Annotated in this window: 18 protein-coding genes; 10 read left to right on the forward strand and 8 right to left on the reverse strand. The window is 34.6% G+C overall.

The genetic code is table 11. From position 1 onward, the window contains the following. Positions 1-89 precede the first annotated feature (89 nt). The gene (gene prsT / locus H4J59_RS10860; protein ID WP_182239275.1) at positions 90-2849 is read right to left on the reverse strand and encodes an XrtA/PEP-CTERM system TPR-repeat protein PrsT; all 2760 of its coding nucleotides are present in this window, start codon (positions 2847-2849) and stop codon (positions 90-92) included. A gap of 317 nt (positions 2850-3166) precedes the next feature. Between prsT and xrt the strand changes: the two genes are divergently transcribed. After that, positions 3167-4552 (forward strand): exosortase, encoded by a 1386-nt coding sequence (gene xrt / locus H4J59_RS10865; RefSeq protein ID WP_182239277.1) that lies wholly within the window; start codon positions 3167-3169, stop codon positions 4550-4552. Between the two features lie 115 nt (positions 4553-4667). On the opposite strand, the gene H4J59_RS10870 is transcribed toward xrt, so the two are convergent. The 3 genes from H4J59_RS10870 to H4J59_RS10880 form a co-directional block, all read right to left on the reverse strand. Next, the gene (locus tag H4J59_RS10870; protein WP_182239279.1) at positions 4668-6227 is read right to left on the reverse strand and encodes a hypothetical protein; all 1560 of its coding nucleotides are present in this window, start codon (positions 6225-6227) and stop codon (positions 4668-4670) included. 340 nt (positions 6228-6567) lie between these two features. Further along, the gene (locus tag H4J59_RS10875; protein WP_182239280.1) at positions 6568-7503 is read right to left on the reverse strand and encodes an endonuclease/exonuclease/phosphatase family protein; all 936 of its coding nucleotides are present in this window, start codon (positions 7501-7503) and stop codon (positions 6568-6570) included. 64 nt (positions 7504-7567) lie between these two features. After that, entirely contained in the window at positions 7568-8638 is a 1071-nt protein-coding gene (locus H4J59_RS10880) for a glycosyltransferase family 4 protein (protein WP_182239282.1), read from the reverse strand. A gap of 120 nt (positions 8639-8758) precedes the next feature. Here H4J59_RS10880 and H4J59_RS10885 point away from each other — a divergent pair, with 120 nt between their 5' ends. Genes H4J59_RS10885 through H4J59_RS10895 form a run of 3 tightly spaced genes read left to right on the forward strand, consistent with a single transcriptional unit; the run spans position 8759 to position 11692 of the window. Beyond that, on the forward strand, positions 8759-9853 hold the full coding sequence (locus H4J59_RS10885; RefSeq protein WP_182239284.1) for a glycosyltransferase family 4 protein: 1095 nt from the start codon (positions 8759-8761) through the stop codon (positions 9851-9853). Positions 9854-9877: 24 nt separating this feature from the next. Next, positions 9878-10870: a glycosyltransferase family 2 protein gene (locus tag H4J59_RS10890; protein ID WP_182239286.1), complete on the forward strand. Its 993-nt coding sequence runs from the start codon at positions 9878-9880 to the stop codon at positions 10868-10870. Next, positions 10871-11692 carry a glycosyltransferase family 2 protein gene (locus H4J59_RS10895; RefSeq protein WP_182239288.1) on the forward strand — a complete coding sequence of 274 codons (822 nt, stop codon included), beginning with the start codon at positions 10871-10873 and terminating at the stop codon, positions 11690-11692. Between the two features lie 356 nt (positions 11693-12048). Here H4J59_RS10895 and H4J59_RS10900 read toward each other — a convergent pair whose 3' ends face one another. Beyond that, positions 12049-12951, reverse strand: a complete 903-nt coding sequence (locus H4J59_RS10900) for a glycosyltransferase family 2 protein (RefSeq protein ID WP_182239290.1) — start codon at positions 12949-12951, stop codon at positions 12049-12051. A gap of 45 nt (positions 12952-12996) precedes the next feature. Then, on the reverse strand, positions 12997-13947 hold the full coding sequence (locus H4J59_RS10905) for a DUF5672 family protein (RefSeq protein WP_182239292.1): 951 nt from the start codon (positions 13945-13947) through the stop codon (positions 12997-12999). A 51-nt stretch (positions 13948-13998) separates the two neighbouring features. Here H4J59_RS10905 and H4J59_RS10910 point away from each other — a divergent pair, with 51 nt between their 5' ends. The 6 genes from H4J59_RS10910 (at position 13999) to H4J59_RS10935 (ending at position 21411) form a co-directional block, all read left to right on the forward strand. After that, complete coding sequence (locus H4J59_RS10910) at positions 13999-14712, forward strand: sulfotransferase family 2 domain-containing protein (RefSeq protein WP_182239294.1); 714 nt, start codon at positions 13999-14001, stop codon at positions 14710-14712. Positions 14713-14747: 35 nt separating this feature from the next. Continuing rightward, complete coding sequence (locus tag H4J59_RS10915; RefSeq protein ID WP_182239296.1) at positions 14748-15872, forward strand: acyltransferase; 1125 nt, start codon at positions 14748-14750, stop codon at positions 15870-15872. A gap of 405 nt (positions 15873-16277) precedes the next feature. After that, entirely contained in the window at positions 16278-17339 is a 1062-nt protein-coding gene (locus tag H4J59_RS10920) for a GNAT family N-acetyltransferase (RefSeq protein ID WP_182239297.1), read from the forward strand. Positions 17340-17455: 116 nt separating this feature from the next. After that, positions 17456-18979, forward strand: coding sequence for an oligosaccharide flippase family protein (locus H4J59_RS10925; protein ID WP_182239299.1), 1524 nt, complete (start codon positions 17456-17458; stop codon positions 18977-18979). A gap of 4 nt (positions 18980-18983) precedes the next feature. Then, positions 18984-20315, forward strand: a complete 1332-nt coding sequence (locus tag H4J59_RS10930) for an O-antigen ligase (RefSeq protein ID WP_182239301.1) — start codon at positions 18984-18986, stop codon at positions 20313-20315. 1 nt (position 20316) lies between these two features. Continuing rightward, positions 20317-21411, forward strand: coding sequence for an acyltransferase (locus H4J59_RS10935; RefSeq protein WP_182239303.1), 1095 nt, complete (start codon positions 20317-20319; stop codon positions 21409-21411). Positions 21412-21641: 230 nt separating this feature from the next. Here the strand turns inward: H4J59_RS10935 and H4J59_RS19665 are convergent, their stop codons facing one another. Both H4J59_RS19665 and H4J59_RS10945 read right to left on the reverse strand, forming a co-directional pair. Next, complete coding sequence (locus H4J59_RS19665; RefSeq protein ID WP_182239305.1) at positions 21642-23600, reverse strand: tyrosine-type recombinase/integrase; 1959 nt, start codon at positions 23598-23600, stop codon at positions 21642-21644. A 249-nt stretch (positions 23601-23849) separates the two neighbouring features. Continuing rightward, on the reverse strand, positions 23850-25046 hold the full coding sequence (locus tag H4J59_RS10945) for a polysaccharide pyruvyl transferase family protein (RefSeq protein ID WP_182239307.1): 1197 nt from the start codon (positions 25044-25046) through the stop codon (positions 23850-23852). Positions 25047-25123 lie beyond the last annotated feature (77 nt).

The raw sequence follows: 25123 nt of genomic DNA on the forward strand, positions 1-25123 counted from the left end.
AAATAGCAAGTAAATGTTTATAGACAAGATAAACTGCCACCTCCAATTGCTAACAAAGAGTTAATTAAAAGTCAATTTAAAACAAAGTATTACTGTTTTTTCGCCAGTATCATCAGCGACGCTTTTCGCTGGCTAAGCTCATTGTTATTAGCTGCTGATTGTTGCAAGAGTGCTATCGCCTCTTTATTAAGGTTATTAGCAATTAATACCTCTGCATAATTAAGCGCGATACTCATATCCTGCCCATTGCTTATTTTATATGCTTTTGATAACGCTTTCCATGAGGCCAATCTGTCCCCTATTTTAAGTAGAACCATTCCTCTTGTATCGATAACATTTGGATTGTCAGGGGCAAGTTCAATCGATTTTTTAGAATGTAATTGCGCTTTTTCTAATTCGCCTTTTTCCAAATATAGCCATGAAAGGTTATTGAGAACAATGACATTACTAGGTTCATTAATAAGCATTTTTTCGTAAGCTAAAATTGCATTGTTAGGCTCTGTAGCTAAATAACTATCAGCCAACATCATACGTACACGGTCGTCTTGCTCATTCTTCATCAAATATTCCTGCAAAACTTTTTGTGCTTGTACTTCTTGGTTGTTACCTTTATACGCCAGCGCAAGTAATAAGGCATTTTTGCGTGATGGATAAGCTTGGTAAAAAAGTGTTAACTTTTGAGCGGCCTCAACAAAGTCTTTTTCAAGTAAAGCGACACGCCCTTCTACACCTGATTTAAGCTCAGACTTAACACCCTGGACCTGTTGATCTTGATAAAGTTTTTTGGCTTCATAAAGATTATTAGTATCCAACAACAATTGAATTTTTACAATTTTCAATACCAAGCTTTCTTTATGATGATCCAACAAAGCTTTATCGAGATAATAAAGTGCTTTGTCTACTTGTCTTTGCTTAACGTAGTAATCAGAAACCATTAAAATAGGCTCTATATGATAAGGGTTAGCCTTTAACCACTTCTCGATGGTGGTAATTAATTGCAGATCATTCTGTTGCTTTTTATAAATAGCTATACGTTGTAACCAGACCTTTTTGGGTGTTCTAACATTGGTTTGCATGCCATTGGAAATAACTAGCGCTTGTGTCAAATCACCTGAATTAATAAGCGCATCAATATATAACAAAGTTAATGCGATATTATCGCTATTTTTTTGGTAAGCCTGCTTAACTTTAGCTAAAGCTTGCTCATCGGGTTTTAATGTATAGTAATAGCGTAAAGCCTTTGCATTGTCTGGATATTGCTCAATCGCACGCAGGGCAAATTTTTCAGCTGCTGTTTTATTACCCTCCGTATAATTAAGCTTCGCTAACTCGGTAAGCGCAAATAGATTATTGGCTTCTTTAAGTAAACTTGTTTGTAATGCTTGGGTAGCAAACTCATTGTTTTGTTGCGCAATATAAACAGCCGCAAGTATATTATAGCTACTGGCTATGTCAGGCTGTTTTTCTTGCCATGCCTTAGCAAGTTTAAGCGCTTTATCATAATCACCTGTTTGTAATGCAGCATAAGTAATCGCAAGCTCTGCACCTTCAAAATTTGGGTTTGCTTCAAGTGTTAATTCTAAATCTTCAAGCCCTGAAGGATCATTAGTCATTAATTTTAATATACCGCTACGAACACTTTGCTCTGCATTCGACTCGGTTGCACTCTCATTAGCTTGCCTTGCTAGAATATTAGCTTGGTCAACGGCCCCTAGTTCAGCAAGTTGAAAGCTCAAACTAGATAAAAAACGTACTTCTTCAGAAGTAGTAGCGTTAAAGCCAATGAGTGTTTCATTTATATCATCAATTAACCCCAACTGAAGCTGACTTATCGCCAATATTTTTCTTGAATAATGGTTAGCTGGCATTTGTTTTACAATAGCGTTTAAGTGATGATAAGCGCTTTCATAATTATTTACATTAAATGCACTCGTGCCGGCAATTAATTTTAACACCGGCAAATTATAGTTTTGATTAAGCGCAGTCTCAGCATGTGACTTGGCAAGTATAAAGTCTTTTTTATCGAACATAACCACAGCTTTTACATAATTTGCTAGAGGTTGTTCACTGCTAAATGCAAGAATATCATCGGCATATTTTTCAGCTTCATCATATTTATTATCGCGTAATAATGACTGAGCAATGAACAATTTAGTTACGCCCACTTGTGGCTGATATTTTTCATATTGCTTGAAATTTTCTGCCGCACTGGCAAATTTATTTAAAGCAAAAGAAATATGACCTTTTAACAACAAGGCATCAATGTTTTGAGAGTCTGCTAGTAAAGCTGCTGATACTAAAGAAAGTGCCTCTTCATTATTATTTTCGGCAAAATTAACCCAAGCATTTGCTAACAACGTATAGGAGTTGGACTCAGACAGTGACATTATTTTCAGGGTGATTTTTTTAGCTAATTCAAGTTGTTCGCTAAGGACAGCGCCAATGGCTTTAAAGGCTAAGTATTTAATTTTACTCTCTAGAACTAAGTATTCACCGTCTTCAGATAAGCTTGAAATATCTTCATAATTTTCAGCCAAAAAATAAGCCCTTGCTAATAAAGGCACAACTTTATTGGCGTCGTAATTTAATGAATGCGCTCGCTCTAACTCTTTAATAGCAACTAAACTATTACCTTGAGATAAATACAACTGACCCAGTAAAAAGCGTGCTTCAGCGTTTTCCCCATCAACTTTTAAAGCATTTTTTAGTTCTATTTCACTTGTACTTAGTTCGTTTTTTTCTATCGCATACTTCGCCTTGATAACATGCTCTTGTGAAGTTGTATTTTCACTGCAAGCAGATATAAAAACCGCAAACCCTAAATATGTTGCTAATTGATTGAATTTCAAAAAATCCACTCCTTGTGTTTTATTCTTAACATATAACTTTCAATTAGTTAACCTAGAATTGTCACTAAATTTTTCATCAAAGTTAACGTTAATACCTAGATAAATATTGCTCTCATAACTTATTACTTATTGTCTGTAGTAAATATAACCGCTTATAACCCTTTAAATAAAGACAAACCATTAAAATCTTGTTAACTTAATCATAACAAAAACAATAACTCCATTGAATAAATTTTATTATTGTAATTAACAGTAGCGTTAATTTTAGATAAGCTTTTCATTTATTCTCCCCGTTATATTATAGATAAAGTAAGATAATGAAATTTAACAAACACATTGAAATCATTAGAATTTTCTTTAAGACACCGCTTTTAGGTATCTTGCTCATTTTTTTCACCGTTGCCTTATTAAACATACCTATCTTAATCACTTTATGGCGACATAGTTTTGATGATGGCACATACTCTCATGCTTATTTAATACCCATAATTTCACTGTATTTATTTTATATATTGCAAAAAGCAGGAAAGTTGACTCTTCGAGAGAAACTATCCATTCCTGCAACGGTAATATTTATTTTTTCTTGTTTAGCATTATTTATAATGAGCAATGCCCAAATAAGTTTAGGTTACTGGTGCTCTCTGCTAGCAGTGTTAGTCACTAGTATTAATCTGCTTTACAAATTGAACAGGTATATAGCTTTCCCTAGCATATTTCTAATTTTCACCATGCCAGTTTGGGGCATATTGACCAATATACTTCAAGAAATATCGGTTGGCGTAGTGACTTACTTTATGAGGTTTACCGGTGTGCCGACTTATGTTGAAGGTAACTTAGTCACTATTCCTGCAGGCGTTTTTGAAATAGCCGATGGTTGTAGTGGTTTAAGGTACATGATCGTTTCATTAGCGATCAGTTCACTATTTAGCTTTCTATATATTAATAATGTCAAAAAGGCATTAGGATTTTTTGCCCTCGCTATTTTTGGGGCACTACTGACTAACTGGATAAGAATTACAGCGTTAATATTAATTGGTGAATATACCAATATGGAAAGTAGTTTGATGGAAGATCATAATACTTTTGGCTGGTATCTTTATGTGCCATTTATGATTTTTCTTTTTTGGTGGGGTAACAAGCTTTCTGACATTGACTTAATTGCCTCAACCTCAAATACAACACAAACCGAAAATAGCCCCAGCTATGCATCTATAGCCGCATTGGTATTAATGTTGGGCTTGTCATCAACCACTTTCAGCACCATGCTTATACCTGCTGATGCTGCTACTGAAAATTTAACCAGCGATGCTGCTTTTGAAATACAGCCAAAAATTCATTTTTATTCTTTTGTCACTCACAATATATCTTCAAACGACAACACTATTAAGCTTACTTATGTTTTTAATGGAGAAGCCTTAGATGGTAAACCCAGTTATTATGAAAATAATTTAATACCTAGTGGTTGGAGAAGCACTCGGCAAGAAAACCGTCAAAATCAAAAAATACACCGCATTTTCAAGGAGGGTAAAAGCGCACTAATTCAGGTCAGTTATGAAATCAATCAACAACAATTTTCTTCACTTACCGCCTTCAAAATCGCCCGATTAACCATGGCAATCGAAAACATCAATCAAACAAAATTACATTGGAGCTTTATACCTTGCAAGCAACTTAATTGCGAAGCTGAGTTACAAAACCTCTAAAATAATATCATCAACTAACACGCTACCTGACCAGGTCAACATGATGAAATTAAGAAAACTACTTAATCAAGGCGTCTACATTTAGTTGGCCAGGTCACATAAGCCTATTGCAATATTAGTCAGTATTTAACAACAAGCTCTTTAACCAAGGTAAGTCACTGGTCGTTGAATACATCCAACCAAAACGTCGCGGCGGTTTCAGCACCCAGTAATTTTTCTCTCGCTTGCTTTTTTGTGCTTTTATTAATCTCGTATAAGTGCCTGAGCATTGCTCTAATAAAGCACGAAATAAGGTTTTCACCATAAAGTTATCCTGCTTGGTTATTTGCTTTATATAGGCTGACTTACCCAATAAAGCGGCAACATCACAAGCATGCTGCGGATCTGTCCATTGATTCAACTCTTCCTGCTTAGGGTTTTCTATAGAGACTATGTATTTAGCAATAACAATATTCTTTACCCTAGCATCACCATAGTAAATACCATAATTCAAAATAAAGTCGCCAAAGGCATCAATTAAAGACGCGGCTCGCACATCACCCGTTAGTTGATAAAAGCGCCATAGTGCATCACCTAATAAAGCCATCATCCAAGGTGAACAAGCCGGCGTGTCATCACCCCAACCTTCATGCGATTTATAGCTATGCTGCGGACAACCTCTTAATGGCCAGTTATTGTCAGGATTAAACGTCATGGCAACGCTCGCATCAATAATGTTATTGATACGAACTAAGGCTGCTGCATCATTGGTTAACTCCCAATAGGAGACAGCCACATTTAACGCTGCCGCTTGATTACGCTCAGTCCAAAAACCACGCCCTAAATTATAGCTTTCATCCCAATCTAGTGAACGTTCAAAAATTAGCTTAAGTGTTTTTTTTGCTTCAACGTCACCCGTAAGTAAATAACGATACAACAAACCTTTCGGCATTAAATATTTAGGGTCAAAGTTTTTTTTCAGAACAAATAGGCCACTTTCATCAATATTTTTAATATAAAATTCTGCAAGTTTATTAGCTTTTATTAACCATTGATTTTCACCTGACATTAAAAACAATTGATAAATGGCTTGCGGACGGTCATACAACCATTGGCTTGCTTTGCTTGCTGGATAACCTTTTTTTCTCAACAAGGCCTGATTTGTTAAGTAATGGGCGTATTTTTTTTGCGGCTCTGTGTACCAATCGGTGTCTAGTGCTTTATCGGGGTGTAATAATATACTTTGCACCAGCCATGGTGTTGAAGGATAAACAAGCTGGCTTAAATTAGATTGATTAGCATTAATTTGCTGAACAGCAAGTGCTTTATCTGAATCTAACCAAGTAAGCGTCAGTGTTTTAGGCGTCATTTTTTTAGGCCCAAGTGCTTCAGCAAAGTCTTGCAAACGACTCAGCTCAATCGACAGCAGGCGAATAAATGGTTCACTCTTCATGGTTGGCCAAGTATTAAGTACCTGGTAGCTAGCTTTAATCGGATGGTTATTGGCAGTTAAAAAAAAACTACTGTTCAAAGCAACACGTTGATTTGGCATGGGTAGCAATAAAAATATCGACTCTTCATTTGTTGTTTTATTAATGTTGGCAAGATCAAATGTAATCGTATTTTCAACGCTTAAGCTATACGTTGAGAAAAAAAACAAAACAATATAAATCGCAATAAGCGCTAATTTTAACATCACAAATCCTTTTCTTAATGACACCCATGATAATAACTAAGTGAGCCATTTAAATGGTCTAACTATTTAATAATATTGTTGCTTTCAAACACACACGCCAGCTATTGCTCAACAAAATATTCTTTTATTATTCTAGAGGCTTACATCAATATACTAGGTTTTACTAATGCCCTGGAGCCATATTCTAAAGAGGTGTAAGTCATTAGAGCAAGGTATTAAAGAATACATGAAACATATACCCAGATGACGAGTAAAGGCGATGTAAGCACCTTGTTCTTAAAATTTGCTCTCATTACTTATGTAAAGTGAGGGTAAAGGTAAAGCTGAACCCTTAATTAATTTAATGGGTATTACCTACACTAAAAGTAGCAAACACGGGCTGATGATCGCCATTTATAACCTCAACAACATCAGCAGCCTTTAATTTAAAATCATCAGAATATAAAATATGATCGATTCTTACGCCATGCCATGCCGTATGCTTAGTGGCGTTAAAACCAATACCTTTGATGCCAATCGCATTATTTAAATGTGTAAAATTACGCTGATAAGTATTTTCATCTTCAGGCATATTAAAATCCCCCATAATTAAGGTGTAGGGTTTGTTTTTTGACCACAGACTGACTAATTCAGCTTCAAATTGCCGGTTACTCTCTACTGTGTTTGCCAATGTAAAATCAAAGACACGATAGATTAAACCCATAAGTACTGAACGCGGTGTTTCAAAGTGTACATTCGCTAGAGAAAATCGACCAAACTGGGTTTCAATTTGATAGAAAATGGCAAAAGTCCCCCAGCCCTCAAATAACCTTCTACTCAGTACTTTAACTTGTTTGAAAGGGTATTTACTAAAAATACATAAACCAGAAATACACTCCTTAAAATCATAATCAATAAATAGCGTTGAAAGTGCTATGTTTCTCGCTTCCTGCAATAAAATTATGTCTGGCTTCCTACTAAAGCCAATATAATCAAGCTCTCGCTTAGAGCCGCCACCACCAATATTAGCACTAAGCACTGATATTTCATCTGAAGTTGAAGTTGAAGTTGAAGTTGAAAAGTATGAACCTGGGCTCGGCAATTGAAAGTCTAAAAAATTTAGTGATAATACAATCAACAATGAAGAAAACCATAATTGTGCTTTTGACAAATAACGCCAGAAAAACAACAAACCAATAACAGCAATCAACAACCACCACCGTGGACCAAATAATAACGCATACTTAGGAATAGTCAGTATTTCGTAAGTCGGCCACCAAGGTAATAATGTGACCAAAAAGCACATACCACAACAGAAAATAAAATACCCTTGGCTGAAGTGTTTCAAGATGAATCTCAGGTTATTTTTCATAAAGTGCTAGATACTTCTTAGCCGATGACTGTATCGAAAAATTAGCACTTATATAATTGAAAGCTTCAAACCCTATTGGCGCTAAAACATCCGCATTTTTCACAATACTGGTAATAATTTCAGCTAATTTTTTATTATCGTCATACTTAAATAACCAACCTGTTTGCTGATCTAAAACAAGTTTAGGGTTGCCACCCACATTCGTTGCAATAACAGGTATCTTATTTGCCATGGCTTCAATGATCACCATCGACAAACCTTCTGTTTCTGAGCAAACCACCAAGGTATCAAAGTTCGAATATATTTTTTCCCTGTCATTTACCATACCATGAAATATTACCGCTAAATGAGGCATAGCTTGCTTTTGATAAGAGCGTAAACTTTCTAAACATTCGCCGTCGCCAAAAAAATGTAATTCAATTTTATTTTGCAAATCAATATCCAGCAACTTAACGGCTTTCAACAGGCTTAATTGATTTTTTAAAGGTATCATTCTGCCAACAGAACCAAGCCGTATCTTGCCATTGCTTACCTCATGACTTTTTACTGGATTAATGATCACGCCATTGTCGATAACATGGTGTGAAGTATCAGGCCAATGATGTTGTTTTTTGAAATTGTCCATACCTTCTTGTGACACAAAAGTAACCGCATTGATAACTGATTGAACTTTCACATGTAATTTCTTCCAGTGTTCAGCTTTTAAAGGAGCCGCACCATGGCGAGTATAAATAATTTTTGCTTTTACAAAAGGAAGCATTACCTGAAGAAACTTTAAAGCATGAGGGCTATGAATATGAACAACATCTACTTTTTTAAGACTAATAAACACTTGAATAAGTTTAAAAATAGTTGACCTACGACTACTAAAAAACGTTATTTTTTGAGCATTACATTCGGGTTCCAGTTGCTCGCCTGGCTGCCCCAATGAAATAACCAAGGGTTTTTCACCATTATTTTTTTGCGTACGACACAAATCAATCACAAAGCGTTCAGCGCCGCCCACGTTCAAACTGCCCACAATATGAGCGACTTTTAATCCTGACTTATTGTCTAGCATAGTTATTTTCTTGACTTAATTTAGATATATTTGTAAAACTAACTAGAATGATAATTTAGTTTACGCACTATTGATATGTTAATATTATATTTACAATTGATGACAAGGATGTATACATAAATGTCTAGGCCCGTAAGAGTTTTGGAAGTGGTTCAAAGTTTAGAAAAAGGAGGCAGAACAACAAGATATTCGGATACCGTAGCGGGACTAGTAGCGCAAAAAATCTATACTGTTGCTTTATGTTTTTCTGAGCCAGAAACTTGGGTTAACATCTCAGGTTTACAGGTCATTAACAAAAGTCCTGGTATTAATTGGCAGCTAGTACTTCAAATAAGAAACACAATAAAAGATAATAAAATCAATCTTATTCATGCACATTGTGAATTTAGTCAACTTTATGCAAGTATTGCTGGTTTCACTTGTGGCGTAAAAACCATTGCCACTTTTCACCGTTCTGATTTAACCAAATACCAACCCAATGCGGTTAATAAATTAATTAAATTATTTGTCTCACACTATATTGCTGTTTCTTATGATCGGCTTTCATTGCTGACAAATAATTTACGCTTACCCCAAAAAAAATGTCATGTGGTGCATGGTGGTGCGCACATTGACAAAAAGCCTAGCGAAGCCTCAATTAGTAAAGCGCGTAATAACGTAAACATCGCCACTAACCAAATAGCACTGTTGAGCATCGGGCATTTAGGTGCAATTAAAGGTCATCAAGACACACTTGCCGCATTAGCAAAACTAACGACAACCAACACTAACATACATCTTTATATCGCTGGAGAAGGCACTCCTGCTGAAAAAAAAGTGCTAGTCGAGTTAACAAAAAAATTGAATATTGATAAAAATGTCACCTTTCTCGGTCAAATTAATAATGTCGCCACTTGGCTAGAAGCCTGCGACATCTTTATACAGCCATCAATAGAAGAAGCCTTTGGTTTAGTTTTCGCTGAAGCCGGTGCGAAAGCAAAACCTGTTATTGCAACCGCTGTTGGCGGTATTAAAGAGATTGTTGTTTCTGAAGAAACAGGAATTTTAGTGCCGCCAGCGTCACCAAAAGCCTTAGAGAAAGCATTAAACATATTAATAAACTCAACCAGATTACGAACACTATATGGTGATAACGGCTATAAACGCATAGCTGAAAGTTTTTCTCTTACCACTATGGTGAATAAATACATTAAAATTTTTAAGCGTGTTATTTAATAAAAAAGAGATGGAGGATCAATAATGGAAAATGTGAAAGTAACCGTCGTCATCAACCCACGAGATAGATATTCTGGTGTTATTGAGTGTATTGAAAATTTATACGCAGTAACAACTCAGCCTTTTTACCTAAAAGTACTCGACCTAGCTTATCCAAAAGCAATAAAGCAGCAATTAGTTACCCTGCTTGCTAATAAAGACAATGCAGAAATTATCGAAATGGGCTTGATCATCCCAATGGAAGCAATGCGTAATATTCGCGATGATATTACCACTCCCTATACCATGTTTTTAGACAACGACTCAAATGTTACTGCAGGCTGGGCAGAGCCTTTATTAGAGCTTGCACAAAAAGAACACGCCGCCATAGTCAATCCAGTAACATTAGAAAAAGAAGGGGTTGATAAAGGTGCTGAGCTTAGAAACCACCTTTACACCAATGAAATTCGTATTGTAGACGTAGACGGCACTGACTACTTAATAGAAGACAAACATTATCGCCGCGCATTACCTGAAGATATTCCACAAGAAGTGCGCCCATCTGAAATGTTTGAATTGCACGGCGTGTTATTCGAAACAAAGTTTTTACAAGCTATAGAAATACCGCAAATGGTGATTCGCGAGCATATCGACATTGGTATGCAAGCAAAAAAAATGGGCCGAAAAATTCTCACACAACCTAAATCAGTTGTAATATTTGATAACCTAGGCACACGTATGGAGTTAGACGACATGAAGTTTTTTTTCTATCGTTGGGGCAAAGTCCTCACTTGGCAGTCGTCACGTTTATTTGAAAAGCGCTGGGGCTATAACTTCTATGCAGAGCAATCAATGTACCACTGGGTATTTCGCCGCCGTATTTTCTTATTTTGTCGCTGGTTACATTTACCTATAGGTGTTGCCAATAATCTCACCCGTATTGCGGCCAAAATTAAAACAACCTTGAAGCCAGTATGGGACCCTTTAAAAGATCCTGTAGGAAAATCAGAAAATTTTTATACCAAAAAGGAATTTTAAATGTCTCCATCAATCAGTGTTGTTATACCTTTTTATCATGCAGAAGAGTATTTTGATGAGACCTACCATTCAATCAAAGCACAGACGCTAGCTCCAGCAGAAATTATAGTTGTTATTGACGGCTGCGGTGAAAAGGCCATAAACTTTCTAGCGTCATATCATGATATTACCGTGATTAACCTAGAAAATAATGGTGGCCCTGCGATAGCAAGAAACATAGGTGTTAAGGCAGCTAAAGGTGACTGGATCGCATTTATGGATGCCGATGATAAATGGAAGCCTGAAAAATTAGAGAAGCAAATGGCCTTTCTTGCGAGTAACCCAGAATTTAGTTCATGCCATACAGGTATAATAACCTTTACTGGTCAGGACATTATCAAGCAATTTAATAATAAACCTCAAAAACTCACAGTAACTGACTTATTAATATCAAGCCACGTAGTTCCTACCTCATGGGTTATTAGTAAACAAGCTTTTGAAAAAGTAAATGGCTTTGATACTAAAATAAAGTGCTCAGAAGATCATGACCTAACCTTACGTTTGGTATTAGCAAATGAAAACATAGGATTTTTAGCTGAACCTCTTGCTTATCTTAGAAGAGAAGGGCACGGCAATATTTCTTCAAACGGTAAAAAAATATTTATAGGCCATAAACAGCTTTTAGCAAAGCACAAAGCAATTTTTAACCAACACCCTAAATTTAAACATAAGTTTATGTATAAAACCTGTATGACTGCCGGCGGTAAAACCAGTGGGTTAGAAAAGGTTTACTATTACCTATTAGGCCGCATCATTAAAATACTTTATAACGTAGGGCCTTAAGTGAATACATGATAAAACAATAATACTTCTCTGTTTAATTATGCCCGTTAGTAACCTAATGAAAATGCCTAGTGTTATATTTTCATTAGGTTACTTATTTAAACTGAGTCACATCTAAGCCTGAAAATAGATTAATTGCCCCTTCAACCGACAAGAGCCCCTCACCACGATAGATAAAAGTAGTTTTTATATATGACTTACAGATTGTTTTATCGCATAAATAGTTGCCGAGCCAAACCACATTAGCTATATCTTAAATTTATTTTTGGTGCTGACTCATAATAAAAGATCAAACAAAATCATCACTCTGTTTGCTTAAGTTGACCCATTAATAAAGACGGTTAAATACGCGTGACCTATCTGTCTTTAAAAAACTGCTTTAACCGCCCAATAGTATTACTTAATTTCATCAATGAAATAATCATTAATTTTTTTCGAAATGTAATTATTCCCCAAAGTGCAGTAAAAAAATCAATTATTAATATACGAAAAAAATATTTCGGCATACCACAGATTGTGCTTATATCGTCTAATTGAGTATTATAAGCAATACCGCCACCTGCGTTGTATGCACGGCGAATTAACCATTTGACAGTCAGTTGCTCTTGACGGATTTGATGTTTAACAGTCGCATTAGAAAGAAAAAAGCCTAAGTATCCATCTTTCTCTAACCTAAGTAATAGCTCGGTCTCATTACCCATTATATGGTTGTTTCCGCTAGAGCATACTTTAGAACCAAATTTGATGCCTGAATCAAGTACCCTTTTACGGATTAACATGTTGCCTCCCCAAAAACTACTTGCATCAACGGGGAGATTTTCATCACCCAGTTTCAATATGCCAAATGCCGCTTTTATTAAATGTGAGCTTGTATCTATCCATTCTGGCAATGCAGTATCAGGCAATATATTTCCACCAAAAACATCATATTTCATATACTTTTGACAGTTATCAACATATATATCGACCAAATCTGGAGGTGGTAAAATATCGTTATCTGTAAACCAAATCAGGTCGCTTTTTGCATGAGGTATAGCTTTATTCAGAGCGTTATTTTTGCCTGAGTCAGACTCTTTAATAAAGTGAATTGGAAGTTTATCTTTAAATAAGTCAATTACTTTTCTTGTTTCTTCACGATTAGCATTATCAACAATAATTAATTCCCATTGGTATTTAGAATCAATTAAGCAATAACACTCCAGAGACTTTTGTAATATCTCTTCACTATGGTAAGTTGCAAAAATAATTGAAAGATCCATTAATTATCATATTCCTGAAGTTAACACATTAATAAATAGTACTGTTTAAAGTATTTTTTCGGCATCAGGACAATAAAGTAAAAACTGTTCTAAAGCTTCAGGATTTAAATTATTGACTTGATGTGCACTATAACTCTCACTAAGAAATTCATTTTGAGTACAAAATTTTATACAATCGGATTTTTTACCTACTTTCCCTCCAAGTAATTCTATATGAAACGCAAAAAAATCATCTTCACCACCTTGCCAGTTATGATTTGAAAATCTACGCACACTTTCAATTGAGAGATCGTAATCTCTAATACTAAAACCGCCAACACCTCCATCTAAAATCAAACCATTTGGGATCAAACGATTATGCCACCACGCACCTATATAATCGAAGTGAATGAAATCTGACAACTGATAATTTGATGCATTACAAATTACACTATCAGTTTGAAATACTATTATTTTATCTCTAGCAACAATCAAACCCCAAAAAATTTCATTTAAAAACAATGAATTATAGGACTCTGCATTTAAACTATCAATATCTAGCTTTACCAAAAACACAACACCGTTCTTAACTAAATCACCGATTTTTGAATTCAAAATAAAGGCCGTATTCTCTTTACCATGAAAAAGCTGAACTCTTTTTCCTGTTTGTTCGATAAAGTTACAAACAACGAACTCCAATGCAGAATGTGACCGTGTTTCAACAATCACCCCCATACAATCATCATCAACAGAAGCACCTTTTTTCAATGGTTCTAAAATATTAGTTATAATTTTCTTTCCGGTAACTGAAGGAGAGTCCGTCCATGACTTAAGGTTTTTATAGATGAAGTCTATGTCGTTAAATGATATTTGAGCTATATCCAATTTATTCTTACTTAAATATTTTAAAGCTACAGTTGCACTACTAGGCTTAAAATTAGCAACAAATTGTTGGATCGCAGTGTAAGTCCTCAACCATTGCCAATATATAGGTTTAATTATTTTAATTAAAATCATAAATGAGCTAATCTTCCATAATAGTTAGTGATTAATTTTAAAGAGTTGACAATGATAATACTAATAAAATACAAACTAGCCAATTTATTATCCTATGTTGGCTTTGAAAAAACAGTTGAATATTATCGGTGGAAAAAAAAGATAAAGGCTAATATTGACTACTCAAAGATAGCCTCATTTGATATAGATAATAATTCTAAATTAATTTTTATTCATATTCCCAAGTCTGCGGGAATGTCTATGGTAAAAGCATTATATGGCAAAAATAAATCTCATCATGCTAAAGCATTAGATTACATGAAACTCGATGATGATAAATTCAAAGAGCATACATTTTTTGCTATTTCTAGAAATCCATACGCTCGTTTATACTCTGCTTATAATTACCTAAAAAATAACGGTATGAATATTGTGGACAAAGTATGGCACGACATTTATATAAAACAATATAAAACCTTTGACGACTTCATATTAAATGGCTTAGAGTTTGCAATTAATGAAAATGCAGAACATTTTATACCCCAATATAAGTTTGTAGTTGATGATTCAAACAATCTAATTTGTGACTTTATTGGTAACTTGGAAGACATGAAATCAACATATGCTTTTTTAAAAAATAAAGGGATTGTTTTAAAGTTAGGCCATGAAAATACTTCATCTATAGGTGCTGAAATATATAAAGATATGTATACCCCTCAAACTATAGATAAAGTGAATAAATTATATCAGCGAGATTTCAAACTTTTCGGTTACGAATTGTTATAATAAGCAATGATATTTTCTTATCAGGAAAGGATGTTATGGACAACACTATTTCAAATTATTCTCAAAATAAAGATAATAACTTTAATCTAATTAGATTTATTGCTGCCTTTTTAGTGCTTTTCTCACATAGTTTTATAGCTACAACAGGCGACCCAAACACCGTCCCATTAAGGTTATTACTTGATACAAGTTGGGGAGGAATTGCTGTAGATGTTTTTTTTATTACTAGTGGTTTTTTAATTGCCGGTAGTTTTTGCAATAAAAAGGGATTAGTTCCTTTTATCTGGGCTAGGGTTTTACGTATATATCCAGCTTTAATCGTCGCAATGTTTATTTCAGTATTTATATTAGGCATGTGGTTCACTACACTTAAGCCTATAGAGTATTTATCTTCGCCTGAAACATACAAATATTTAATTAAGAATATTATTTTATTCTTTGGTGTTAACCATAGTTTACCCGGTGTATTTACTGATAATCCGTACATAAATGCTGTAAATGGCTCGTTATGGACCTTACCGTTCGAAGTGAAAATGTATTTTTATCTAACTCTAACTGGGTTATCTATTGCTTTTATAGAAAAAAAATTATTTCTAAAAATAAGTAAGCATGCATTTATACTGATAACTGTAATAGCTTTAGGTATATATATATTGAATTACTTTTACTCAGTTAATTCTTACAACTTTTCTCGTCTATTTTATATGTTTTTTGTAGGTGCAGCCTGTTATCAATTAAGAGAAAAAATAGTACTTTCCCATAAATATTTCTTATTTAGCCTATTAGTTGTATTGATTTCTACGACGCAAAAAAGTGTGTTTTTTTTGAGCTACATTGTTTTATTGCCGTACATTGTGTTTTATTTAGCCTATATTCCTAAAGGAGCTATAAGAATGTTCAATAGCTTAGGTGATTATTCTTATGGTATTTATATTTATTCTTTTCCTATCCAGCAAAGTTTAATAGCTTCAATCCCAAATTTAACCGTGTTATCAATGATAATTTATTCATTTTTTGCAACCTTATTTTTCTCATTTCTATCTTGGCACCTAGTAGAGAGTAAAGCACTAAAACTAAAAAATAAAATCCCTTTTATTACTCATATATTGGGCCAATATTGGAATACATTAAAATTATCATATACAGCTAAATCAAAATAATGAACATTATGGTAAATATATATTCAGTAATTGAAAACAGGAATAGGCTATATAAATTAAGTTTTGAAGCCTGTTAATGAACGCCTAATAAGCTTCATCTTTTTAACTAGATATACCAATACAACAGTAACACCTTAAAAAATATATATTAATGAAAGAAATGGTATTAAAAGTTCTATTTTTAGGTTTTTCACAAGCAAGCAGTACAGTGGATAATGAATAATGAATAGTGGATTAGTGGATTAGTGGATTAGTGTTAAATGATACAAAACGAGTTGGTATTTTTCAATAAGTTTAGTAATGACTAATGCATGGGGCCGCTTAACTAAAAAATACAATTTAATTTATTATCGGAATGGTTAAAATCAACAAAAGTAGTATACCCAAAGTAGGTGATAGTTATATATGAAGCCTCATAATATCAAAGTAATTCAACTCACTGATTATCAAAAGTTAAGTACTTTATTAGTTAACTTTAATAGCAGCACTCAAAATAGCAGTTTATTTACTTCAACTATATGGCTAGATCATTGGTTTGATTTTTTCTGGCAAGAAGATTGTTTTTTGCAAAGCTATGCCATTTATAAAAATGAAGAGCTTATCGCATTAGCACCTTTTTATATAAAAGTAGCGGGTACTTTTCCTTTTATTAAAACTTTGCACCTTCTTGGGCAAGGAGAGCCAGAGCAAGCAGAAGTTGCTTCTGAATATTTAGATATTTTAATTGCTGTAGGTCATGAACAAGAAGTTTATTCGCAGTTAGTCACGCTTATTTCAAATTATAAATTTGATGTTATGGCTGCAAGAGCCATATTTTCTGATTCACATATTGCAAAAGTCATACTGAAGCTTTCAGGAAAACGACTAACAAAAAACTATGCTCAATATTGCCTATTTACTAATAACTTTTCTTTGCAAGATATTAGCAAAAACACACGTTCTCGCATAAAGCGTTCGGCTAATCAACTTAGTAAATTAAATGCTGAAATGCGTTGGTTAACCATTAATGAACTAAATACTTTATGGCCGACACTAATTGAATTTCATCAAAATCGGTGGCGTAACAAAGGTGGCCATGGCGTATTTTCATCTGATGACTTTAATCAATTTCATCAAATGCTCATTAAAAATCAAAGTAATTCTGTAGCCGCAAGTGCTGTTTTTGTGAATGATCACCCTATCGCCATTCACTATTATTTAGTGACCGAAGATACTTATCATTTTTATCAAAGTGGTTGGGACGAGAAAAATTTTGCCAAACTGTCACCTGGGTTATTCCTGCATTATTGGTCGATAACCCATTGCCCTAAAAAATATTACGACTTTATGATGGGGGGTGTAAACAATAGCTATAAAGCAAAATTTAATGCTGATGCTCGAGCTATGTTATCGATAACGCTTGTTAAAAATCCCATAAAGCTATTTGTTAGTAAGATTATTAATAAGCTCACCCGCCCATTTAATTAACGATTTATTAACAAATAAATGTTATAAATACTTTATCACTATAAAAATAATTAAAGTCCGCTAATGCATCACTTTTTTCCTTATAATTATCTGACAAAAGCTAAATATACCATTCAATGAAAAAACAATTACTCACCAGCTCTCTTTTTCGGTTTCTTGAACGTGGCATCGTCGTATTAACGTCTTTTTTGCTTACGCCGTTTTTTATTAATGAATTAGGCAGTACACATTATGGTTTATGGCTATTAATTTTATCTATATTAGGTTGGTTTAATGTTGTTGATTTGGGTTTTCCGCAAGCAATACAACGCCAAATAGTACAAGCCTTAGAGCTAAACGACAAAAAGCGCGTTAATGTTATTTTCTCAACCGGCCTAGTGCTTTTTACCGTTTTAGGTGGTTTTTCTGTTTTAACTTTAGCTGGCTTAACTACAGTACCCGCTATTTTTGGTGTTGAGGGTTTAGACCAGATTACTTTAGTTGATATTTTATTAATATTATCGGTGAAGATACTGTGGGGGTTTATGATGAACCCTTTTCATGGCTTTTTTTCTGGTATGTTACGCTTTGATATTGACGCAAATATATCGTCATTAAACGCTATTGTAAAAGCCATTATGGTTTTTTTACTCTTATCAGACTTGAATATTTGGGGCGCTGTTGTCGCAACACTTGCCAGTGATGTATTAACCAATATCCTGAAAATTTATTATGCTAAACGATTATTTCCTGATCTTAGGTTTAGCTTTAAGCTCGCCAGCAAAAAAGAACTTATTGATTTATTTTCTTACTCAAAACACTTAGTCATTAACGGTATTGCCAATACTATTGGCACCAAATCACGTCCTTTAATTATTACTCAGTTATTCGACCTACCTTCTTTGGCCTTGGCGAGTATCGCCAGTAACTTAATTATGCATACGTCAGCATTCGTTAGTTCGATTACCGGGGTATTTTCACCTTTATTTAACAAAAAAGCCGCTCGCAATGAAAATATGGAGCAGCTATTTAATCAAACCACCAGTATTAACTTATTTTCTTCCACGGTGTTATTTTTATCGCTATTTATTTTTGGTAAGGTGTTTATCCTTTTATGGGTAGGCTATGAATTTGAATACGCGGTTAATTTATTGTATTTAGGGGTAATTTCATCTTTGTTTGCTGCTTTTAGCAATTCGGCCAATACCGTTTTATTTGCCCAGGCAAACCATAAATATATCTCGGTGATCACTATTACATCTGTGGTATTTAATATTACTTTAAGCATTATCTTAGGTTTGAAATTTGGCCTTATCGGTTTGGCCGCAGGCGGTGTAGTCAACAGTGCTATTTTTAATGTCTTTGCCAAAGTATTTCTTTTTAAGCAATACAATAATTATAATATGCGCGAGCTTTATTGGTGTTTGTCAAAGTCTTTATTGATAACCATTGTTTTAGGCATGGCCGGCAGTTACTTATTGGATTATTTAACGATTAACACTTGGTTGGAATTTTTATTATCTGCTACGTTAGCCTTCCCTTTTATTATACTTATTTGTTGGGTATTGTTACTTAATAAGGACATTAAAAAGACTCTGTTACATTATGTTATTACACGTATTGTCCCGAGTGTTAAGAAAAAATTTATAAAGGAATTATAAAAGTATGGCTCGTTATTTCCCAAAAAATAAAACCGAAGATTCACCGTTAGGCTTCTTCTTTTTATTTTTATATACCGCCTCAGTGCTTATTCGTCCACATGAAATGTTTCAAATCAGTACTCAGTGGATAACCATTCAAATTTTTATCATTATTGCGTTTGGCGCCACTGTTGCCATGCATAGACCCATAAAAATGTATCCACAGCATTGGATGATATTAGGCTTAGTGCCGTTAATTATAGTCTCAGGGTTCTTGAACGGCTCAGGCATGATAGGTGTCGAGCAATCTGAGCGCATAATGGTCAGTGCGCTGTTTCCTCTCTTCTTATATTCAAACTGTATAACCAGTATTAAGCGCCAGCACATACTTATGGCTGTTTGTCTTTTTGCTGCGCTACTTATGGTGCATAACGGTCATGTACAACAAACGGCATATCAAGGCGCTGGTTGGGCATTAGGCACATATTCTGTTGGTTACATTAATCTTGGTGAGCGGCGCATTACTTATTTAGGATTTTTTAATGATCCAAATGACATAGGTATGTTTTTAGTCATGAACATTCCTTTTGCTATTTATTTTTATAAAAAAAGCCAGGCGGTCAGTAAAATATTCATGTTTGCCGTATTGGCGGCGCTATTTTATGGTATTTATTTAACCGGTTCTCGTGGCACTATGCTCGGTGCTGGTGCTTTAATTGCGGTATATTTTATTGTAATGAATGCGGGGCCAAAACTATTTATTACCATTGTAGTTCTCGCCCCTATTGCGGCTACAGTAATAACATCTCTACAAAGTAATATGGACGAGTCTGCCGATGGCCGCTTAGAGGCTTGGTATGCTGGGGTGCTCATGCTATTACATAACCCTATTTTTGGTATCGGCATGGGGCAGTTTCTTGAAGAGCATGGCTTAGTGGCACACAATTCATATATTCATGTTGCTGCTGAATTAGGAGTGCCAGGTTATTCTTTATGGGGCGGGGCATTGATTTTTACCGCGTTAACGGGCTATCTATTTGTTCAAGATAGAATTAGCAAGAAAAAGCTAGACGACGCTGAAACAACTCTCCCGCCTGAAGAAGAAGCAGAGTTATTTCTAAACAAAACCCTGTTCTTTTCTTTGGTGGGTTTTATGATCACAGGCTTTTTTATCAGTAGAATGTTCACACTATTGCTATTCATCTTTTTAGGTATGGCAATAGCGTCCCACATTAGACTCGTAAAGCTCAATCCAGAATATGCAATACACTTTTCTACACGCCTTGCTGTTCGATCTATGCTTTATTGCTGGTCAATTATCGTTGCTGTTTATATTTCCTTAAAGCTAGGATTGTAATGTGAGCTACCAAAATAAAATAGCATTGAGTAACGTTGTTGATAGTAAAAATAATAATTTCAATTTAATTAGAATGTTAGCTGCACTCGCAGTTATTATAAGTCACAGCTATGCGCTTGCTTTAGGGAATAGACAGTTAGAGCCAATTAAAAACTTACTGGGTATTAGCCTAGGGTCTATAGCTGTAGATATTTTTTTTATTACAAGCGGTTTACTAGTTACAAGAAGCTTGTTAGTTCGTACCAACTTGAAATTTTTCATCATATCAAGAGTATTGAGAATATTTCCTGCGCTGTTAGTTTCTGTACTATTTTGCGTAATTTTAGGCGCTTATTTGTCTAGTTTTTCATTGCAGAATTACATGCAAGATTCTGAACTGTTAAATTTTATTATATACAACGCCACAATTATTTTAACCGACTATCAAGAGTTACCTGGGGTATTTTATAATGCACCGTTCGATAGAAGTGTTAATGGTTCGTTATGGACTTTGCCATGGGAACTACGAATGTACGTGGTACTTATAGGTTTAGGTATTTTAAGCTACGTATTAAAGAAGGCAAAAATCACTTTCCCTCATGTTCAGATAATTGTTCAGGCAATGATAGTCTTTATCGCCTTAAGCAGTACCGCACTGTATCTTTATTTTCACTTTAGCGAAAATTTTCACTGGTTTTATTATAAGTTCTTTAGATTTTCATCTGCATTTTTTATTGGTGGGGGGTTATATGTTCTTAGAAAATATATACATTTAAATGCTATGTGGGTAATAACAGTTTTATCGTTACTTCTCTTGGCGCTTTATATGAGTAAAACAACTTTCTTTATAGCTTACATTTTTAGTATGCCCTATGTAGTACTTTGTGCGGCTTACCTTCCACAGGGTAAAATATTAAAATACAACAATGTAGGTGACTTTTCTTACGGCACTTATATCTACGCTTGGCCAATACAGCAAACGTTAGCCATTACAATAATTGGTATTAGCCCTACCAACATGTCTATACTAGCGGGGATTATAGTCATAACTTTATCGGTAATATCATGGAATTTAATAGAAAAACCCTCCATGAAATTAAAGCGTTATTTTATATAAATAAATATATAAAATTGTTCACTTCAAGATTGAAAGCTCTCCATATACGGGTTAATTAATATATTACCTAACCCTTTAAAATATTCATTAGGTTGAACATTTCAACTTCTCCCACTAGGTTAACTTTCTGCACTATTTTATTTAGGCATATTAGGCAGAACCCACGCTTTTATATCATTAATTTTTCTAGAACGGGTAATAAAGTTACTCTTGGCAATCCAAAAAAAACATTAATGCATTGGGTATATTGTGTTCACCTTAGCATGCTGCAACGGCGTATTATTTCTATTGGTACGGTAAAGCGCCAATTGAGCGGGGTTAATATATCCCGCTATTTTTTCCATACTATTTAATTTCACTCCTTGCTCTAACAAAAACATAAGATAAGTATGTCGCAGATTTTCTAGGTTAATTTCCTCAGGCTCTGTTAGCTCTGCATCGTGAGCACTATTAATAGTTAAATGTGCTAGTTCTTCAAGTGAATAATTTTCATCAAAAATATTGTCTTGCGTGTTTTTATACTGCATTACTTCAGTAACTAACACGCTAACTTCAGATGGTAACGCTATATTTCTGGCGAACGCTCCGTTAACTTCAAGGGTGTTTTTTTCTAAATCAACATCCTGTAACTTAATTGCTAATAACTCTTTAATATTCACGCCACTTAATACTAGAAAAATAACAAGTTTTCCTTGTTTACTAGCAAAACTCACCAGTTTATGACATTCACCAGCACTTAAAAGTCGAAAACTTTCCGTAGCAGATTTTTGTTCAAGCAATGCTTGATTTTCGGATGTTTGAGCCTCTTGCTGATGAAGCAGTTGTCGCTTATCGCTCATGTCATTGGGCACTACGGTATAGTTTGAAAAAACTGTTGATGCCTGTTTTTGTCGTACAATATAACTAAACAAGAATAATGCTAATAGTGAAATAACAACTGCTACTAGCAGGCTAATCAAAGAGTCTCTTTGGTTATTCGGTGCAATCGGGTAACTAGGCACAAACGGATATTCTAGCACCTTAAATTGAGACTTAGCTACTTGCTGCATTTCCTGTACAAGCAGGCTATCTTTTAGGCTTTGCGCTTGCGTTACCAACTGATTTAATGAATCGTTCAAACGAGTATATTCTTTTAAACTACGATTAAAAACTTGCGCTTTTACACTGAGAGTATCAAGTTGCTCGGTTAATGGGCTTACCTTACTTTTTGCTACCAGCAAGTTATTATTCGCTTCTTTTACGTACATGGTCTGGCTTAATAGACTTTGTTCTTCTAATTGGTTTTGCAGATTTAATAATGTTTTTTTCATCGAAATTATTCTAGGATCTTTCTCCATATATTTTCGGGTATATTTCTCAGAAAAGTCACTCAGTTGATTTTCAATTTCAGCTATATTTTGTTTTATGGTGCCAATAGTAACCTCATCTTTAGGATGAATAATTAACTGGTCTTCTTTTTTAGCATAGTTAATACGGTTTACTATCTCTTGCTGGTTGAGGTAGTCTTGTTCGGCAGTATGTAGCAATTCCCCCAGCGAGTTTACTTTATTTAAAATTCTATTTTCATCACGCTCAAGAGAGACAATGTTGTTATTTTGGCTATAGGCAATTAACACTGTTTTTTGCTGCGATATTTTTTCCTCTAACGCACTAAGCATGTTACTTATTCTTAATATACTGTCAGCATTATTATTATTGTTTTCTGCACTAAAAGTATGAAGGTATTCTTCTACCCAAGTAGACAAAATGGGCTGCAATTGCTCACGGTTACTACCTGTTGCCTTAAGGTTAATAATTTGACCATTTTGGAGCTCTGCACTGAGCATTTCACTCAGTAACTGCACACTACTTTGTATACCATAATTAACGAGTATACTGTGATTAACTGCTATTAATATGCTGTGGCTTGTTAGGCGCTGCTGACTTTGCAAGCTACCTGTCATCAAAGTAGCAGAAGATTGCTCACCGGGTATCTGCGTTTTAGACAGCTGGATAGTCGCTTGGCTTTCAAAAATATTTTCTCTAGTCCATACCAAAATTAACGATACTATAAGAACAAATAGAAATGTTCCTATCAGTACTTTCCATTTTTTCGTTTGTAAAATTTCGTTTTTAATATTGACATCTAATTCTGTGTTCTGGGCTTGATATAGGGGAGATATCACATCTACGCTCCGATCGAAAGACACTAGTTATTGCTCCTTTATCTGGTGTATAAGAGACTAAAATTAAGAGTAAGTGAGTTTATTGGTAACCTCCATAATTAGCCTTGACCATATACTTCATTGGCTGTTATTTTTAACTATAGCTGTTAGGCCGTACTAAGTGCATACCCTGAAACCTTATGGATAAACGACTAAACTCATCATAGCATTTCTATTATATTTCAAATATTTGAAATATGCGTTTCTCTCGATAAACAGTTAACGACTATATATTTAAAATTTTTCACTTAAACATTTGAAGCTTGCCATATATGCATCAGTTAATTTATTTCCTAATGCTTTTAAGTCTTTATTTGGTGTAGCCATTGCTACTTCTATTGCTGAGGTTAGCTCTTCTGGTTTAATGCCTTTAGGCATATGAGGCAGATCCCAGGTTTTCATATAATTAATTTTTTTTCTCAGGTTGGGCAGTAAAGCTACCCTTGGCACGCCAAAAGACATAGCAGTAATCAAGCCATGTAAGCTGGTACCACAATAACAAGCCGCGTTACGAATAATATTCATTAAATCAAAAATATTGCCATCTAAGTAGCTATCATAAGTAACATCATCAGCTAGCATAGCCGAAACTTTATGCACACCTACAGCATCACTATGTCCTGTAGCATTTCCTATCGCTATAAAGACTATCGGTAACTTGCAATTGCGACTTACGTTCGATAATGCCATGGCAAATGCGGCTTCCTTACCATGAACATGTGCTTGTGATATTTGAAAAACGATATACCCTTCAATATATTTTTCAATTATATTTTTAGTCGCCCATGATGATTTTTTTTCCAATTCATCAACCGATATATATGAAGACATAACGGTAGCTGAATCAGGTGCCAGTTGTGGGGATGAATATCCAATTCTTGTTAATTGAGTCTGTGAAAATACATCTCTAACAGAGACAAAACTAGCTTCATTCATCACTTTGCTTAACGACAACATTTCATTTTCATTGGTAACGCTAGAAACCCCTGTCGCACCCACTGAATTATAGATAATCTTCCGTGTAGCCCCTAAATCATTGCGATTTAAATTAAAGGGAAGTGTTGAGGTTAAACCTACCATTCGTGAAACTAGCTGATCGGTTACTTTTGAAAAATAATAACAAGCAATCCGCTCATATAGTGGAAATATTACTTTAGGTAGTAAGTAGCCGTATGCTGATTGCCAATCACAAGCAACAACGTCACCGCCAGCAAGAATAACCGTTGCGTCAGGCTTACTACTTTTCAACGCTTTATTTATAGCAATAGTTCTGGGTGCGCCATATTCAGATAGATCACTATTAATTAAACCTGCTACCACTACCGACTTACCCGGGAACTGATGTTTAATGACACGTTCCATTATTAATGGAAATAACAAGTCTCCATAATTGTGACGATCAAAAGCCCCATATAAAATAATATCGCTCATTTGAAATACCCTTTAATCTCTATAGAGATTAAAGGGTATTTCAAATGTGTGACATTAAAATGACAAAGATAAACCAC

Source organism: Colwellia sp. MB02u-10 (assembly GCF_014077185.1).
In the GTDB taxonomy this organism is placed as follows: Bacteria; Pseudomonadota; Gammaproteobacteria; order Enterobacterales; family Alteromonadaceae; genus Cognaticolwellia.

Coding starts and splice junctions, on each gene's coding strand:
- H4J59_RS10880 (WP_182239282.1), bottom strand. CDS start 8,638: ATGCTAGACAATAAGTCAGGATTAAAAGTCGCTCATATTGTGGGCAGT.
- H4J59_RS10920 (WP_182239297.1), top strand. CDS start 16,278: ATGAAGCCTCATAATATCAAAGTAATTCAACTCACTGATTATCAAAAG.
- H4J59_RS10900 (WP_182239290.1), bottom strand. CDS start 12,951: ATGGATCTTTCAATTATTTTTGCAACTTACCATAGTGAAGAGATATTA.
- xrt (WP_182239277.1), top strand. CDS start 3,167: ATGAAATTTAACAAACACATTGAAATCATTAGAATTTTCTTTAAGACA.
- H4J59_RS10945 (WP_182239307.1), bottom strand. CDS start 25,046: ATGAGCGATATTATTTTATATGGGGCTTTTGATCGTCACAATTATGGA.
- H4J59_RS10910 (WP_182239294.1), top strand. CDS start 13,999: ATGATAATACTAATAAAATACAAACTAGCCAATTTATTATCCTATGTT.
- H4J59_RS10925 (WP_182239299.1), top strand. CDS start 17,456: ATGAAAAAACAATTACTCACCAGCTCTCTTTTTCGGTTTCTTGAACGT.
- H4J59_RS10895 (WP_182239288.1), top strand. CDS start 10,871: ATGTCTCCATCAATCAGTGTTGTTATACCTTTTTATCATGCAGAAGAG.
- H4J59_RS10930 (WP_182239301.1), top strand. CDS start 18,984: ATGGCTCGTTATTTCCCAAAAAATAAAACCGAAGATTCACCGTTAGGC.
- H4J59_RS10890 (WP_182239286.1), top strand. CDS start 9,878: ATGGAAAATGTGAAAGTAACCGTCGTCATCAACCCACGAGATAGATAT.
- H4J59_RS10905 (WP_182239292.1), bottom strand. CDS start 13,947: ATGATTTTAATTAAAATAATTAAACCTATATATTGGCAATGGTTGAGG.
- H4J59_RS10885 (WP_182239284.1), top strand. CDS start 8,759: ATGTCTAGGCCCGTAAGAGTTTTGGAAGTGGTTCAAAGTTTAGAAAAA.
- H4J59_RS10870 (WP_182239279.1), bottom strand. CDS start 6,227: ATGTTAAAATTAGCGCTTATTGCGATTTATATTGTTTTGTTTTTTTTC.
- H4J59_RS10915 (WP_182239296.1), top strand. CDS start 14,748: ATGGACAACACTATTTCAAATTATTCTCAAAATAAAGATAATAACTTT.